Below are 15008 nucleotides of genomic sequence, written 5' to 3'. Positions count from 1 at the left end.
GGGACACAATATGTTTTTAAAATTAAAGTTATTAAAATTCAAACGTGGATTAAGTGTTATCTTGTTATTGCTATCTATGTTAGTAGTTGTTAGTCTACAGATAATGGTAGCACTTCATGTTGAAGACTCAAACTTTCAACATCCTGAACTAACTAAACCTTTTGGTACTATTGACATAACAGTTGAAAAGCTAGAAGTATTGGGAGGTGGAAAAGGCCCGGATTGTTAAAGACACTTATAAAAAGCTATCCTGGTACAGTTTCCGATGTTTGTGTAGATATCTTAGTGGTTAGCGCATATAAAAATTGTGAGTAAATAGAGTTAAAAAATGATATCGTGCGAAATCCGACTGGTAATATGGTGGGTTTCCTCTTTTTGATAAGCAGAAAGAATTATACGAAAAGGATTAAAAAAATGAAAACACTACTAAAAAAAGAATTCAATACACACGGGCAAAATAAATTATTGTATATTGTTCTACTAGTCGTTGGCATGATGCAAGTGTTTCTTGCGAGATCATTATTTGGAGCAGAAGGTGGGGGGACACTAGCTAAAACGATATTTCAGGACAACAGCATCATCTATTCTCTAATAGCTACGATATTTACGCCGATAATTGCGGGAGTTTTGGGTTATTATTTCATTTCAAGCGAGTTCGAACAAAGAACTTGGGAGATGTATTTTTTAGGCATAAAAAATAAGTCAAAAATCTTATGGACAAAGTATGTGGTATGCTTGTTCTATTGGATAGCATATAATATTTGCGTTTGGGGAATATTTCTAGGGTTATCTGCATTTTATTGGCAGCGTCAAGTTGACCTTTTTTTTGTTTGGTTGATCCCTATTAGCACTACTCTATTAGGACTATTTCTGTTCACAGCACAATTGAGTACTCATTTTTTGATAGCAAACACTAAGGTATCTATTTCTATGATACTGGTATTCATTGGAATAGTTGGAATGGTTGGAGAAACTTGGTTAATTTATATCATACCATTATCATCTGGTTTTTACTTAAATGATATAGATCATTTTAATATTGTAGAGAATGTACGGTTGATTATCCAAAATATTATTTTTTCAATTATTCTAATATCTACTGTGATTAAGCAATTTAAGTTATAGTTGCCTATTTTACTCATGATTTTTTTAAAAAGTCAATATAAAATACACACAGAGTCATCGAAAATCACACAAAAAGAAGCGAAGAAGGCATCTCATTTACCAATAAGGAACACAAATTCCAAATCAAATCGTTTAAGCAACGTATCCCTGAAATAGTTAAAGCATTGTTAGATCGTGATATTGCTATATTTGAAATCACACCGAACAAGAACTTAGAGAGGATTTTCTTAGACTTAACGGACGGAGATGACGGATATATGGACACTCATTAAAAATGAATACAAGCTACAGATGGATTAAACATTATCATTGCATCTGGTATGATGATACTTATTGTTAAACAATTCAAATTATAGGAGGCGAAGCAAATGTTCTTAAAACTGGAATTATTGAAATTCAAACGAAGAATTAGTGTTGTTGCGTTATGTTTATTTATGTTGCTAGTTGTGGGACTTCAAACATTTATAGCAATGAAAACACCAGAATTGGAGACGAATGTATTTTATATTGCAAGTTTAGAGTGGTTCAGTGGGATTATCTTCCCAGCACTAGCCCCCATATTTATTACGTTATCGATTTATGCGGCTACAGAACATAAGGGCATGCAAAATTTTGTGTTAAAAGGGGTGAAACCCCAGAAATTATCTCAATCGACGTGGAAGTTCTTTCTTATCGCGTTACCCTTGCTGTATTTAAGTTATGTGATGATACCATTTGTCTTGATGTTCTTTAGAGGTGGGCTAACGAGTGAAGGAATTTGGTCTGTTGTGATATACAGTGGTTTGTCCGTTATCAGCATTGTGTCACTTGTGAATATCAGTTTTATTATCTACAGAATAACGATGAATGACTTTTTACCTGTGATTATTGCCGTTGCAAGTGTGATGTTAGCTTTTGCTCCACTTGGACAAGATCTGTGGTTAGTTAATCCGTATTTATATATGTACTACAGTGCGGGACATAGTGGGTTTAATTGGTATCATTATGTTGTTATTATTGGTGTCTGTGTTGTAAGTTTTATACTAGTTAGATGGCAACATCACTATCAAAAAAATAAGGAGAGATAGTGTGAAGATAGGACGTATCAAGTTAGATATTATGTATCACATTGGATTTTTAGGTGTGGTAGTTTATCTGTTTTTGATGTATAGAAATGCTCAAAATTTATTAATTATTCCAGCTATAATATGGATTGTTTTGTTGCTATTTGATTATATCATGTTGACTATTATTGGGGTGAGAACTCAGATAGATCAGTTAATTGTATGGACATTTAGATTATCCCAAATTCAAATATTATCATTGATTGATCAGGTTCGACTACCAATAATTGTTCACTATTTGCTATTAATTGGCTTATTAAATATATTGTTTCTGTGCATTAGTAGTTTGTTAACTCAGTTTATAGATATGTCATTGTTGAAACAGCGATTACTCATCGGCAGTATAACAATTGTCGGATTATGGACAAACTATACACATTGGATAGTATTGGGTTATGTCGGTTATATCGTTATTTCATCATTTGTATCTATTAAGAATCGAATAAATTATTTTACATATATGAAAAAAGATCATATTGGTTATTGGCTATTAGTAAGCTTATTTGCAATACAATTGGTCCCTTGGCTAGGTATTGTTATATTATCAATTTATAAATATTTTGTCTTTACACAATTATGGTGGTTTTTTATTACATTAATGAATGTTTTATTGATGTTAATTGCAGGTTTTGATCAGAAATCTATGATACGTTATGGGCAGAAATGGTTAGGGTTAATCTTTTCTTTATTGCTATGCATTTATTTGTTTATATTAGTGATCGATATACCTTCATGGATTGTTATTTTTATTTTATATAGTGTGGGGAGTATTCAGTATATACTTCTGCTTATTAGATCAAGTGAAAATAGAGATATAAATACGTTGGTATTAATAAAAAAAGAAGAGGCTCTAAAACAAGATTTCTCCAATTATTTACACGATGATGTTTTGCAAGATATTAATGTATTGATCAAGATGACCACGTTGGAGCCGTCTGAGAAGACACAAGCGTTCTTGCGGGAGCAATTGTCAGCTTTAAATGATCAATTGCGCCAGCAGATGAATCAGTATAGTCCACAATTATCCAAGCACTTAACTTTGCAAGAGAACTATCGTCTGCTTGTGCGGTCACTAGAGCAGACATATCCGAATCAAGCTGTGTCGACATCTTTTTCGATGAATCGGAATTTGACTTTACCAGAGCCGTATGATGTGCTAGTTTATCGGTGGCTCAGGGAGTTGATTCATAATGTGTACAAGCATGCAGAGGCGAATCAGTTAGATATTCATGTGGCAGCGTACGATGAGTTGATAATTGTGTTGGTGGAAGATGATGGGTGCTTTGAGAAGGGATCGCATCTTGAGATTGGTCATGGGTTGTACGTGATCCAAGAGCAAGTGGAAGCAATTGGTGGCCAACTGTATATAGAGGCGAATCGTCCACGGGGGTTGCGGATGCGGGTTGAGTTCAGTGTGATGGGAGGCGAGATAATTGAAGATTTTGTTAATTGATGATCATAAGTTATTTTCGCAAAGTTTGGCATTAGTGCTAGATCAGACAACAAGTGATGTGCAAGTGGATATGATTAATAGTGAAGGGGAGTTACCTGATGATCTAAGCGAGTTGACAGTATATGATGTGTTAGTGTTGGATATTAATTTAGATAAGGGATTCAGTGAAGATGGGTTCGAGTTGGCAGAGCAGATTCAAGCGGTGGTGGACGTGCCGATTCTGATGCTGACGGGCTTTGATTTGCCGGTGTATGAATATCAGGCGCACAAGTTGGAGTTAAGCGGCTTTGTCAATAAAAATATTGATACCGAAGATTTATTGAGCCTACTCAAGCATGTGAAAGATGGTGGGCGGCATTTTACAACGGAGAATTGGTTTATTGATGAGTTGACACCACGCGAGCGAGAGTTGTTAGGGGCTATTGCGACAGGCAAGAAGCGGAAGATGATCGCTGAAGAGCTTTATATTTCTGAGCGCACACTGACCAATCATATGCAGAGTATTATGGACAAGCTAGAAGTGAACTCCACGATTGAAGCGATCCAGAAAGCCCGGGAGTTAGGTTATTTGAAGTGATCGGTGGCGGGAGAAAGATGACTTTTGGGGTATACGGATCTTGCGCTTTGAATGATTGCTTGATTTACTCATGCATTGCGCTGAATTGGGGAGTAAACTGGGGGTAGATTAGGTAATGGAGGAGATTATGATGAAATATGCACCGTATAGTCTGCTAGCCTTAGCAGGTATATTAGTTTATCTGACAGTGAATCGCTATATTACAATGCACAGCATTAATGTCGTTCCCCTGATTGGCGCAATCTTGTGTGTTATTTTCTTTTTCGTCTGGCGCAATCACTTGAAACAGCAAGGGTATTATGATGATTAAATAGATGAAGTCTCAGTGAAGGTACTGAGGCTTTTTTATTGGAGTAGACTTAAGATAATATCAAGCAGCTGCTGGGTGATTTCTTCGAGTGTGTCTAGGGGAATGGTGGATAGCTCTAATAGCAATGGGAAGTGATCACTGTCAAGTGAGTTGGGCAGGTGGTGTCGTTGGCAGGTTTTGATTAAGTCACGCAGGTTGATGTGTCTTGAGAGCGCGTGGCGGTAGGTAGGGTAAGTGCTGGTTAATTGGGTGATTGGCAACGATAGAGTGGAACAGCTCTAATTTCGCACTGTAATGTTGGTGGAGTTGCTTTAAGTGGCTATCCAGCATGCGGTTGTCGATGAGATAGAGTTGGGACGATTTGTTGGCCGGCAGTGAGTTATCCAAAGGTAGATAATTAGTTTGTGTGGTATTGAGATATTTAATTGAAGTATAAAAAAACTATGACCAAAGTGTTGTAACCGGATTCTTTAAGTGGTAAACTGTTGTTGGAAACAAATTAATGAAAGTAGAATGTACCGCTGTCGAACGATTAATTCAAAGGGGTGTTAATATCAAACATAAACAGTTACCTAAGATATGTTTTTGGTTAGGGTTGTTGTGTTTACTGTAGCCGTGCTGCTTCCAACTGATTTATTCCAAAGCATCACCTGGATTGAGAAAATACTTGGTGAATTAAAACCAGTCGGATTAGCGACCATATTTTTGTTGCCAATTATCGGGAGTGTAGGAGTGGTTGGGTCCATTATGAACAAATCCGTCTTGTGCGGCAGTTTGAATGTTACATTGATTCTGTCATTCCCGCTGATGATATTGGTTTCTAATATTGTGCATGCATTGTTTTAAATGATCAAAAATAAGTTATCCATAAAAGAAAATATTAGATTTTCTCTGAATAATGTATTACGAAGGAGAGATAAGGATGACTATTGTATCAGTAAGATTGAACAAAGAAGAAGAGAAAGCGATAAATAGCTATGCCACATTAACGGGACAGCCAGTATCACAACTGCTTAAACAAGCACTTCTTAGAGAGATTGAAGACAAGGTAGATTATACAATTGGAGTAGAAGCGCTAGAAGAACACGAGAAAGATCTACAGACATTTACGATTGATGAAGTAGCTGGGGAACTAGGAATTGAGCTGTGAGTTGATCGTATTAGCTCTAGCAGTTGGGCACGGTAAAGCTATTTACAAGTAGTACCAGTTACAATAAAAAGACAAGCTATCAGAGAGATGTCTCAGTGGCTTGTTTTTTTAATATGTCAAGTTTTGTCAGTGAACAACTGACTCATTAATAGCTGAACTTCTTGGGCGCCAATAGTATCGCCACCTTGTTCAAATAATTGAATCGCTCGCTTGAAATATTTCCTTGCAAGAGACGGCTTGTGTTGGGCGACGCATATTTCACCCATACCACGCTGAGCGCATGCTTGAGCAATTAAATCATCTGTTTGTTCTGCTTGTGTTAAACTTTGAGCCATAAAAGAGACTGCTTCGTTTAGTTGTTGCAATTTCATTCTTAAGTAGCCTTGTTCGTAGTTATTGACGGACTGTTTAAGTAAGTTATTAGGAAAGTGCTGTTCAATAATACGTGCTTCTTGTTGAATCAATTCCAATGCTTGTCCGTAATCTTCACGCATGCGATAGACCATCGCCAGTTGATGTAATGCTATATGTTCTTGTTCTATATCATGATTTTTACGGCTTAATTGTAGCCACTGTTGGTAAGTAGATTCAGCTTTATCTATTTTACCGTCTTCTAGATAGATATAGCCGAGTAAGTTCAATGCATTGTAATCAGTCGTTGCTTGTTCATTTATATAATCATCAACGAGTTGTTTGGCTTTTGGGATATTTCCACGCGAAAATTGTCCCCATGCTTGATTTATCATTTATTTCACTCCATTTGTCTATTGATTTATTATACTGGATTCAGAATAATATTTCGAGTATTTATTAAAAATAATTATTTTATTATAACTATATTATGTTATAATAAAATTAATAAAAATAAGGAACAAACATCAAAGGCATTTATTCCTACAAAATTTGGTGAAAGAGCAGCCTTTTACTACGGTGTTGACTAGATAGAATCAATATTTTTTTACAATCTGATTACTTTTAAAATAACAAAGTAATCAGATTGTATTTATAGATAGATAGAAAGAAGAATGAGCAATGATAAAGAAAATATTTGTCGTAGTATCTGTTTTTTTGACTTTAGTATTGTTATTAACAGGAATAAATTCACATAAGCATCAACTGGATTTCTCACAATATAAGGCAGTTAATATATTTGGTATTCAAGAAGATGTACATGTAGCTGATCGTGAAACTGTAACTGAACGATTAGAACAATTTGCTAGGGAGCATGATATTGTGATTGCTAGACGTATTGTTGAACCGAATGAAACTGGTGAAGTATTTTTTACGTATGATGTGTATGGTCAAGGTGACCTCCCCGATGAATTAGAAGTAGCTTCAGAAGAAAGTGCAGGAAAAAGTGACCTGGCCAATAGTTATTTAATTGTCTCAGGTGAAGTTGATACGGAGCTGTTGAGAAGTGAATTTGATAGTATGGGATTCCTAGCGATTACTAGTGGAGAAGCTTCGCCTATAAATCTTATTATGCCTTTAATAGCAGAAATGTCAACGTTAATTAGTTTTGTTATATTTATATTAACCTTTGCCGCTTTAACCATCATCTATCGAGTAAAAGATTTAAGGTTAGCAGGCATTCGATTGTTAGCAGGAGAATCTTCATGGCAAGTAACGCTACGACCAGTGAAAGAAGATTTGATCCTAATTGTATCATCATATGTGATTAATTTGATGATTGGATTAGTTTCTTTATTCGCTCTTGATCTTGCAACCATGCTTAATATCAGTCTTATAGCAATAGGTCTGCTGGTTCTTCCCCTAATGTATTCAGGGATATCAGTGGGCTTGAGTATAATTTATTTAATGAGTTTGAGACGACATATGTTAGTTGATCTACTTAAAGGGAAACTTCCATTGTACCGTTTAATTAGCTTAATGTTAGTTGGTCAGATGATAGCAGTCGTTGTCGTTGGATGGAGTATTAATGAAACGATTGTTGCTACTAGCAAGTATCAAGAATTATTATCTGGTCAACAGATTTGGCAAAGCAATCCTGATTTAGTGACTTTATCAGCTGGAATGTCAGCAGATGGGGGGAATGCCTCCGAAAGTAGCCGACGTGATAAAATTTGGTATAATTTTGCTCATGATGCAGTAGAAAATTATAATGCTATGCTAGTTAGAAATAACTTAGAGCAATATGTATTGAATGATGTGTCAGATGGTATTCATAAAGATGACTATGTTCCTATAGGTAATACAATTTATGTAACACCTAATTACTTAGATAGAGAAGGAATTGATGTATCTCCTACTATTCGTGAAAAATTACATCATTTAGAACAGGGGGAATTTGGCTTGCTCCTTCCTGAAAAATTAAAATCAGAAAGTGAAAAATACATTGAGATATTTACAGATGATATGAATAGCTATGGTAAAGCAGAATTAGATGCAGATAGCGAACAACTTTATACTTTTCAAGCTGTTGTCGATTATGTACCTAACAATCAGAAACGTTTCTTATATAATGATGCGGAGATAGTTAGAACACAATTTTTAGATGACCCGATTATTGTCGTTATAACTCCCAAATCAATGGGAGAAACTCTAGATACATTCTTGACTTGGGGGGCAGATGTGGCCAGTATGCTTTACTCTGATTACGAGGGAACAATTGATTTACTTAAACAACACGGTGTTTATGAGTGGGTTTCGTATGTAGAAGGCGGACAGTTGAAGTACCTTCAGAATATGGCGAGTATGAAGACTAACTTAATCATTCTCATTGCCGGCGCTGTCTTAAGTTTAGTGACATCAATTCTACTGTTTGTGTCAATGAACATATTGTATTTCGAGCAGTTCCGTCGTGAGTTATTCATTAGACGCATTGCTGGCATGAGCCCATGGGAAAATCATCAATACTACCTGATGGCTCAACTCGGAGTCATTACGGTTTCATCAGGCATCTCTTGGTATTTAACCGGCAGTATCGGGGTGGCTTCAGGTACATTCGGCTTATTCACTGTCAGTGCATTGGGTGCCTTATTCATCCAAGCACGACGGGAACACCACACGGCAATGACCGTACTGAAAGGAAAATAATGATGTTAGAAGTTCAGAATTTAGTAAAAGCCTTTGATGGGCGCCGGATTTTTGACCGTGTTCAGGTGGGATTTGAGCCGGGGAAATCGTATGCCTTAGTTGGGGCGAGTGGCAGCGGGAAGACGACTTTGTTAAATATCTTAGCGTATTTAGAGCCGTTCGAGAGTGGGCAGGTGCTGTATGATGGCAAGTCTCTGACGGAGGTGAAGTCGCAGCATTATTTCCGCGATCATATGGGATATGTATTACAGAATTTTGGGTTAATTGAGAGTCAGTCGGTGAAGGATAATTTGGACTTAGGATTTGTCGGGAAGAAATTATCGAAATCAGAGAAAATATCGAGGCAAAAACGAGCGCTAGAACAAGTTAATTTGGGCTATTTGGATCTGAAGCAAAAAGTGTTCACATTATCTGGCGGGGAAGCGCAACGGGTGGCGATTGCGAAATTAATCTTGAAGAATCCGCCATTGATACTTGCTGATGAGCCCACTGCCGCACTTGATGAGACAAATGGCAAAGAAGTGATTCAGATGATTTTATCGCTGCTGAGCGAAGAGCGAACTATTATTATCGCCACACACGATCCACTTGTCTGGGAGCAAGTCGATGAAGTCATTGATGTGACGGGGTTATAAGACTGTTTAAGAGTCAAGTTTACGGCGGGCAGACCGTGAAACTTGGCTTTTTTCAGGGTGAATATTATTGTCTTATACATAATTCAGGGGAGGAAATTTCGAATCGCTAACCCCTTGATATGATAGGGATTTCACCGATCCAAAAATAAACATCGACAGACCAAACCCTTTCATAATAGGATTTGATTTGCCGGTCTATGAATATCAGGCGCATAAATTGGAATTAAGTGGATTTGTCAATAAAAATATTGATACCGAAGATTTATTGAGCATACTCAAGCATGTGAAAGATGGTGGGCGGTATTTTACAACGGAGAATTGGTTTATTGATGAGTTGACACCACGCGAGCGAGAGTTGTTAGGAGCTATCGCGACTGGGAGGAAGAGGAAAATAATTGCTGAAGAAATGTATATTTCTGAGCGCACGTTGACCAATCATATGCAGAGTATTATGGATAAGCTAGAAGTGAACTCTACGATTGAAGCGCTTCAGAAAGCCAGAGAATTAGGTTATTTGAAGTGATAAAAGATATTATGAATAAATAGATAAAGTCTCAGTAATTATGTACTGACCCCAAGAGTTAGAGTGAATAATTCTAATTTTTTGGGGTCACATCATTTTAAGGGATTATTTTAGTCGTATTGTGGTGCTGTCATACATTAGATAGGGCTACAAGCTCATCCCTCGCATGTATTCAATTTCTTCTTAAGTTGTTTTATCTTTTGAAAAGATTATAGACCAATAAAAAGTCAAGTTCTACGGCGGGCAGACGGTGGAATTTGACTTTTTAAATGAGCTAATAAAAATGAGTCAATCACTAGGGTTTATACGAGCGTGTTCTTTTGGTAAAATAGGAATTGACGATAGGGAAGATGAGATAATATAGGGGAGTTAATCGATGTCAAAGAAGAAATTGTTATTAATTGATGGGTATAGTATTGCGTTCCGGGCGTTCTATGCGATGCATAGTCAGTTGCACCGGATGAAGAATAAGAATGGGCTACATACGAATGCACTCTATGGGTTCCATAATATGTTAGAAGCAGTGATGGAAAAAGAACAACCGACGCATGCATTAGTGGCATTCGATGCGGGGAAGACTACTTTTCGGCATGAGTTGTTTGATGATTATAAGGGTGGTCGTGAGAGTATGCCGGCTGAGTTATCCGAACAGATACCTTATTTGAAGGAATTAATTGCAGCGTATGGTCTACAGACGTATCAATTGCCGGATTATGAAGCGGATGATATTATCGGAACCTTAAGTACTCAAGCATCAGATGAATTCGAAGTCGTCATTATTACGGGAGACAAGGATTTGACGCAACTGGCCAGTGATCAGACCCGGGTTGATATTACGAAGAAGGGGATTACGCAGTTGGAGTCGTATACGCCGGAATCAATGATGGAAGAGATGGGGATTACCCCAGAACAAATTACCGATCTGAAGGGATTATCGGGGGATTCTTCGGATAATATTCCAGGTGTGACACAGATTGGAGATAAGACGGCACTTAAGTTGTTGAAGAAGTTCCATACAGTAGAAGAATTGTATGAACGTATTGATGAGATGAATGCTTCTAAGCGCAAGGAATATTTAATCGCTGAGAAAGAAACAGCGCTACTCAGCAAGCAATTGGCGACGATTATTACTGATGCGCCTATTGAGATTTCACCGGAGTCATTAGCTTATTCGGGGAAAAATATGGAGGCGTTGATTGGCTTCTATAAGGAAATGGACTTCAATAGTCATTTAGAAAAGTTAGATACGGATGTGTACTTCGAAGAATTACAAGATGAAGCAGAAGCGGTCGAATATGAATGGGTTGAAGAAGTAACGGAAGCAATGTTCGGACAGAGCGGGACGCTGTATTTTGAAATGTTCGAAGAGAATTACCATACGGCACCTTATATTATTGCGAGCTGGACTAATGAGAAGAAAGTCTATGTAGCTGAGCCAGAGACGTTATTAGCTTCCAAGGCTTTCCAAGATTGGCTAGAAGATGAGTCAGCCCGGAAGTATACGTACGATGCGAAAGCATTAATGGTATCCTTGAAGCAACGTGAATTGGAGATTGCTAATATTACTTTTGATTTATCGTTGGCATCGTATGTATTGACCGCTGAGAATTCTAGTGGAGGCGACGTGGCGGCTATTGCCAACAAACATGGATATGTGGATGTGTTAGAAGATGAAGCGGTCTACGGTAAAGGGAAAAAAGTAAGTATTCCTAATGATAAAACAGTCATGTATGAGCATGTAGCCCGTAAAGTAACAGCAATTGATGCCTTAGCAGAGCAGTTAACAGTGGAATTGGCGGATAATGATCAGTTAGCCCTGTTCGAAGAGATTGAATTACCGCTTGCTCATGTCTTAGGTGAGATGGAGATTCAAGGTATTACGACGGATGCGAATCGTTTGGAGACTATGAAGGAAGAATTCGCTGACGTATTAGAAGAGATTGAGGCTAAGATTTATGCAGAAGCAGGCGAATCATTCAATATTAATTCTCCGAAACAATTGAGTGATGTACTGTTCAGTGAAGATAAGTTGAACTATGAGCCGATTCGTAAGACGAAGACGGGTTACTCTACTGCGCAAGATGTCCTGGAAAAGATGACGTCCTATGCGCCCATTGCTAAGCTGATTCTGGAGTACCGAACCATTGCGAAACTCCAGTCAACCTATGTGGAAGGCTTGTTGGATGTAATCGAAGCAGATGGCAAAATCCATACGCGTTATGGTCAAACCGTGGCTCGGACAGGTCGCTTAAGTTCAGTTGATCCGAATCTGCAAAATATTCCGGTGCGTTCTGAGATGGGGCGGAAGATCCGCCAAGCGTTTGTTCCAAGAGAAGATGGATGGAAGATCTTCGGGGCAGATTATTCTCAGATTGAATTGCGTATTCTTGCCCATATGTCGGAAGATGAAGCTTTAATTGAGACGTATCTGAATGATCAAGATGTCCATACGACAACTGCGATGAAAGTCTTCGATCTAGAGTCACCGGCAGAAGTGACAGCAAATCAACGTCGCGATGCCAAAGCGGTTAACTTCGGAATCGTCTACGGGATTAGTGATTATGGTCTATCGGAGAACTTAGGTATTACGCGAAAAGAAGCACGAGAGTATATTGATACGTACTTTAGTCGCTTCCCGAATGTGAAGGAATATATCGATCAATCCATCCGTGAAGCGAAGGACAAAGGTTACGTAGAAACTCTGTACCACCGTCGTCGTTATTTACCAGATATTAATTCGAGAAATTTCAACGTGCGGTCATTTGCGGAGCGAACAGCGATGAACACGCCTATTCAAGGCAGTGCAGCTGATATTATTAAAGTGGCGATGGTTGAGATGCAAAAACGACTGAAAGCATCAGACCTGAAAGCAACGATGCTCTTGCAAGTTCATGATGAATTAATCTTCGAAGCACCGGAATCAGAATTGGCTGAATTAGAAGCGTTAGTTAGTGATGTCATGGAACATGTGGTTGAACTGGATGTCCCGCTACAAGTTGCTAGCAGTTCTGGCGACAATTGGTATGAAGCGAAGTAAGCATAATAGTAACTGAGATGATGAAGAGGAGGATATAGATGCCAGAATTACCAGAAGTCGAAGCGGTGAAGCGAGGATTAGATCAAAGTATTGTGGGGAAGCGTGTAACAGCTATTGAGGTGATGTGGTCTAAGATCATTCGGCATGATGATATAGAGGCATTTAAACAATCACTTATTGGTCAAGTATGTCAGCGAATAGATCGTCGCGGGAAATTTTTGTTGATCTATTTTGATACACATGTGCTTTTGTCTCATTTGCGGATGGAAGGAAAGTATTTTTTGTGTGATAAGGAGCAGCCGGTGCACAAGCATACGCATGTTATCCTGGAACTGGATGAGCAGGAAGAGTTGCGTTATCATGATGTGCGCAAGTTTGGGCGAATGGAGTTGCTGGAGATCGGTCAAGAGTTCCAGCATCCATCCCTTACAAAATTAGGTCCGGAGCCAATGCCAGCAACATTCAGCCCTCACGTCATAAAAGAGTATCTAAGTGGCCGAACAACTGCGATCAAAAATATTCTCTTAGATCAGCGTATGGTGGCAGGCATTGGGAATATCTATGCGGATGAAATTTTATTTGATGCCTATGTTCACCCTGAGATGTCAGCAGCTGAGATTACGGATGAGGAGATTCAGCAGTTGTATTATTCGATCATCTCTATTATGCAAGCAGCAATTAAAGCTGGAGGCTCAACGATTCGTAGTTATACTAATATGTTCGGTGAAGCCGGTCATTATCAGGCGTATCATCAGGTATACGGCAAAGATGGCGAAAGTTGTTCACGATGCGGCACAATCATTGAGAAGACTAAAGTGGGTGGACGAGGCACGCATTTTTGTCCGAATTGTCAACGAAAGCGAGGCGCTTAATGACCACGATTATAGGACTAACTGGAGGCATTGCAACGGGGAAATCAACTGTTACGAACTACTTACGAGCACAGGAGATTCCAGTTATTGATGCCGATGACTTATCACGTCGCGTCGTCCAGCCAGGAGAACCGGGCTTAGCATTAATTAAAGAGCACTTTGGACCTCACGTCATTTTAGATACCGGTGAGCTAGATCGGCAAGCATTGGGCAAAATTATCTTTGGGGATAAGGTGCAGCGGCAACAGTTGAATGAGTTGCTCCATCCGTTGATTGCAGCTGAGATGGACCGAGAAATTGCACGGTTGAAGCAACAAGGTGAGAGGCTGATTGTGTTAGATATTCCGTTGTTGTTTGAGACAGATTTTGGGGAGAAAGTGGATGAAGTACTGGTTGTCTATACGCCAGAATCTGTCCAGTTAGAACGATTGATGACGCGCGATGAACTCTCCCGAACAGATGCGGAATTGCGAATTCAGGCACAACTTTCAATTGAGGAGAAACGTTGCCGGGCGGACTACGTGATTGATAATTCCAGGAGTCACGCTCAAACCATCCAACAAGTCACTGAGTGGTTGCAGACAAGATCTGAGTTGGGGTTTAATGGCTAGCTAATCGTTTTTGGGTAGAAGAGGCGCTAGTTGATGGCCAAGAGTGTGGTATAATAAAGGGTGTATATGAGGAGGAGTGGCATCATGCAGTGTCCAACATGTAAAAATAATGGGAGTAAGGTCATTGACAGTCGACCGTCTGATGATGGGAAGTCGATTAGACGGCGCCGTGAGTGCGAACAGTGTGGTACGCGTTTTACAACGTTCGAGCGGACAGAACAGTCAGCGATCTTAGTTGTGAAGAAGAATGGGAACCGTGAAGAGTTTAGTCGTGAGAAATTATTGCGCGGGATTAGGCGAGCGTGTGAGAAGCGTCCTATTCCGGCTGAAGTACAGGAGTCCGTGGTGTCTCAAGTAGAGCGCCAAATTCGTGATGATGGCAAGAGTGAAGTGGATTCAACCGAGATCGGTAAATATGTGATGGATCAGCTAGCACATATTGATGATGTGGCTTATATTCGCTTTGCCAGTGTATACCGTGAGTTTAAGGATATTGGGGTCTTTATGGAAGAGATGAAAGCTTTTGAAGAGAAGAAGAAGTAATGGAGGAGTTAG

16 protein-coding genes are annotated in these 15008 nt (G+C 38.9%); 15 read left to right on the top strand and 1 reads right to left on the bottom strand.

The genetic code is table 11. The annotated features are described in order from the left end of the window. Positions 1-10 precede the first annotated feature (10 nt). The 8 genes from HMPREF9703_RS06185 to relB all read left to right on the top strand — a co-directional run bounded on the left by HMPREF9703_RS06185 (position 11) and on the right by relB (position 5718). The gene (locus tag HMPREF9703_RS06185; RefSeq protein ID WP_004636441.1) at positions 11-229 is read left to right on the top strand and encodes a hypothetical protein; all 219 of its coding nucleotides are present in this window, start codon (positions 11-13) and stop codon (positions 227-229) included. 185 nt (positions 230-414) lie between these two features. Then, entirely contained in the window at positions 415-1125 is a 711-nt protein-coding gene (locus HMPREF9703_RS06180) for an ABC transporter permease (protein ID WP_004636440.1), read from the top strand. Positions 1126-1493: 368 nt separating this feature from the next. Beyond that, entirely contained in the window at positions 1494-2192 is a 699-nt protein-coding gene (locus HMPREF9703_RS06175) for an ABC-2 family transporter permease (RefSeq protein WP_004636439.1), read from the top strand. Between the two features lies 1 nt (position 2193). Further along, positions 2194-3681 carry a sensor histidine kinase gene (locus HMPREF9703_RS06170; protein WP_004636438.1) on the top strand — a complete coding sequence of 496 codons (1488 nt, stop codon included), beginning with the start codon at positions 2194-2196 and terminating at the stop codon, positions 3679-3681. Continuing rightward, the gene (locus tag HMPREF9703_RS06165; RefSeq protein ID WP_004636437.1) at positions 3662-4258 is read left to right on the top strand and encodes a response regulator transcription factor; all 597 of its coding nucleotides are present in this window, start codon (positions 3662-3664) and stop codon (positions 4256-4258) included. Before HMPREF9703_RS06170 ends, HMPREF9703_RS06165 begins: the two co-directional genes overlap by 20 nt. A gap of 127 nt (positions 4259-4385) precedes the next feature. Further along, positions 4386-4568: a hypothetical protein gene (locus HMPREF9703_RS06160; protein ID WP_004636436.1), complete on the top strand. Its 183-nt coding sequence runs from the start codon at positions 4386-4388 to the stop codon at positions 4566-4568. A gap of 579 nt (positions 4569-5147) precedes the next feature. Continuing rightward, entirely contained in the window at positions 5148-5414 is a 267-nt protein-coding gene (locus HMPREF9703_RS06155; protein ID WP_040376835.1) for a hypothetical protein, read from the top strand. Positions 5415-5490: 76 nt separating this feature from the next. Beyond that, positions 5491-5718 (top strand): type II toxin-antitoxin system RelB family antitoxin, encoded by a 228-nt coding sequence (gene relB, locus HMPREF9703_RS06150; protein ID WP_004636435.1) that lies wholly within the window; start codon positions 5491-5493, stop codon positions 5716-5718. Positions 5719-5834: 116 nt separating this feature from the next. Here the strand turns inward: relB and HMPREF9703_RS06145 are convergent, their stop codons facing one another. After that, complete coding sequence (locus HMPREF9703_RS06145; protein WP_004636434.1) at positions 5835-6464, bottom strand: tetratricopeptide repeat protein; 630 nt, start codon at positions 6462-6464, stop codon at positions 5835-5837. A gap of 286 nt (positions 6465-6750) precedes the next feature. On the opposite strand from HMPREF9703_RS06145, the gene HMPREF9703_RS06140 reads away from it, so the two are divergent. The 7 genes from HMPREF9703_RS06140 (at position 6751) to nrdR (ending at position 14996) form a co-directional block, all read left to right on the top strand. Further along, positions 6751-8775 (top strand): bacteriocin-associated integral membrane family protein, encoded by a 2025-nt coding sequence (locus HMPREF9703_RS06140; RefSeq protein ID WP_004636433.1) that lies wholly within the window; start codon positions 6751-6753, stop codon positions 8773-8775. Between the two features lie 2 nt (positions 8776-8777). Next, positions 8778-9410, top strand: a complete 633-nt coding sequence (locus HMPREF9703_RS06135; RefSeq protein ID WP_040376834.1) for an ABC transporter ATP-binding protein — start codon at positions 8778-8780, stop codon at positions 9408-9410. A 187-nt stretch (positions 9411-9597) separates the two neighbouring features. Then, positions 9598-9933: a response regulator transcription factor gene (locus tag HMPREF9703_RS06130; protein WP_004636431.1), complete on the top strand. Its 336-nt coding sequence runs from the start codon at positions 9598-9600 to the stop codon at positions 9931-9933. Between the two features lie 376 nt (positions 9934-10309). Next, positions 10310-12970: a DNA polymerase I gene (gene polA / locus HMPREF9703_RS06125; protein ID WP_004636430.1), complete on the top strand. Its 2661-nt coding sequence runs from the start codon at positions 10310-10312 to the stop codon at positions 12968-12970. A gap of 38 nt (positions 12971-13008) precedes the next feature. Next, the gene (gene mutM, locus HMPREF9703_RS06120) at positions 13009-13842 is read left to right on the top strand and encodes a DNA-formamidopyrimidine glycosylase (protein WP_004636429.1); all 834 of its coding nucleotides are present in this window, start codon (positions 13009-13011) and stop codon (positions 13840-13842) included. Next, positions 13842-14453 carry a dephospho-CoA kinase gene (gene coaE, locus HMPREF9703_RS06115; RefSeq protein ID WP_004636428.1) on the top strand — a complete coding sequence of 204 codons (612 nt, stop codon included), beginning with the start codon at positions 13842-13844 and terminating at the stop codon, positions 14451-14453. Before mutM ends, coaE begins: the two co-directional genes overlap by 1 nt. An 84-nt stretch (positions 14454-14537) precedes the next feature. Further along, on the top strand, positions 14538-14996 hold the full coding sequence (gene nrdR, locus HMPREF9703_RS06110; RefSeq protein WP_004636427.1) for a transcriptional regulator NrdR: 459 nt from the start codon (positions 14538-14540) through the stop codon (positions 14994-14996). Positions 14997-15008: the final 12 nt, after the last annotated feature.

Source organism: Dolosigranulum pigrum ATCC 51524 (assembly GCF_000245815.1).
Taxonomy (GTDB): domain Bacteria; phylum Bacillota; class Bacilli; order Lactobacillales; family Carnobacteriaceae_A; genus Dolosigranulum; species Dolosigranulum pigrum.
The sequence above is the reverse complement of the archived record's forward strand: the minus strand, read 5'-3'. Positions and strand labels throughout refer to the sequence as shown.

Bases quoted from the DNA above. Each gene is read 5' to 3' on its own strand.
- HMPREF9703_RS06145 (WP_004636434.1), bottom strand. From the start codon at position 6,464: ATGATAAATCAAGCATGGGGACAATTTTCGCGTGGAAATATCCCAAAA.
- HMPREF9703_RS06160 (WP_004636436.1), top strand. From the start codon at position 4,386: ATGATGAAATATGCACCGTATAGTCTGCTAGCCTTAGCAGGTATATTA.
- mutM (WP_004636429.1), top strand. From the start codon at position 13,009: ATGCCAGAATTACCAGAAGTCGAAGCGGTGAAGCGAGGATTAGATCAA.
- polA (WP_004636430.1), top strand. From the start codon at position 10,310: ATGTCAAAGAAGAAATTGTTATTAATTGATGGGTATAGTATTGCGTTC.
- coaE (WP_004636428.1), top strand. From the start codon at position 13,842: ATGACCACGATTATAGGACTAACTGGAGGCATTGCAACGGGGAAATCA.
- HMPREF9703_RS06180 (WP_004636440.1), top strand. From the start codon at position 415: ATGAAAACACTACTAAAAAAAGAATTCAATACACACGGGCAAAATAAA.
- HMPREF9703_RS06155 (WP_040376835.1), top strand. From the start codon at position 5,148: ATGTTTTTGGTTAGGGTTGTTGTGTTTACTGTAGCCGTGCTGCTTCCA.
- HMPREF9703_RS06185 (WP_004636441.1), top strand. From the start codon at position 11: ATGTTTTTAAAATTAAAGTTATTAAAATTCAAACGTGGATTAAGTGTT.
- relB (WP_004636435.1), top strand. From the start codon at position 5,491: ATGACTATTGTATCAGTAAGATTGAACAAAGAAGAAGAGAAAGCGATA.
- HMPREF9703_RS06135 (WP_040376834.1), top strand. From the start codon at position 8,778: ATGTTAGAAGTTCAGAATTTAGTAAAAGCCTTTGATGGGCGCCGGATT.
- HMPREF9703_RS06175 (WP_004636439.1), top strand. From the start codon at position 1,494: ATGTTCTTAAAACTGGAATTATTGAAATTCAAACGAAGAATTAGTGTT.
- HMPREF9703_RS06140 (WP_004636433.1), top strand. From the start codon at position 6,751: ATGATAAAGAAAATATTTGTCGTAGTATCTGTTTTTTTGACTTTAGTA.
- nrdR (WP_004636427.1), top strand. From the start codon at position 14,538: ATGCAGTGTCCAACATGTAAAAATAATGGGAGTAAGGTCATTGACAGT.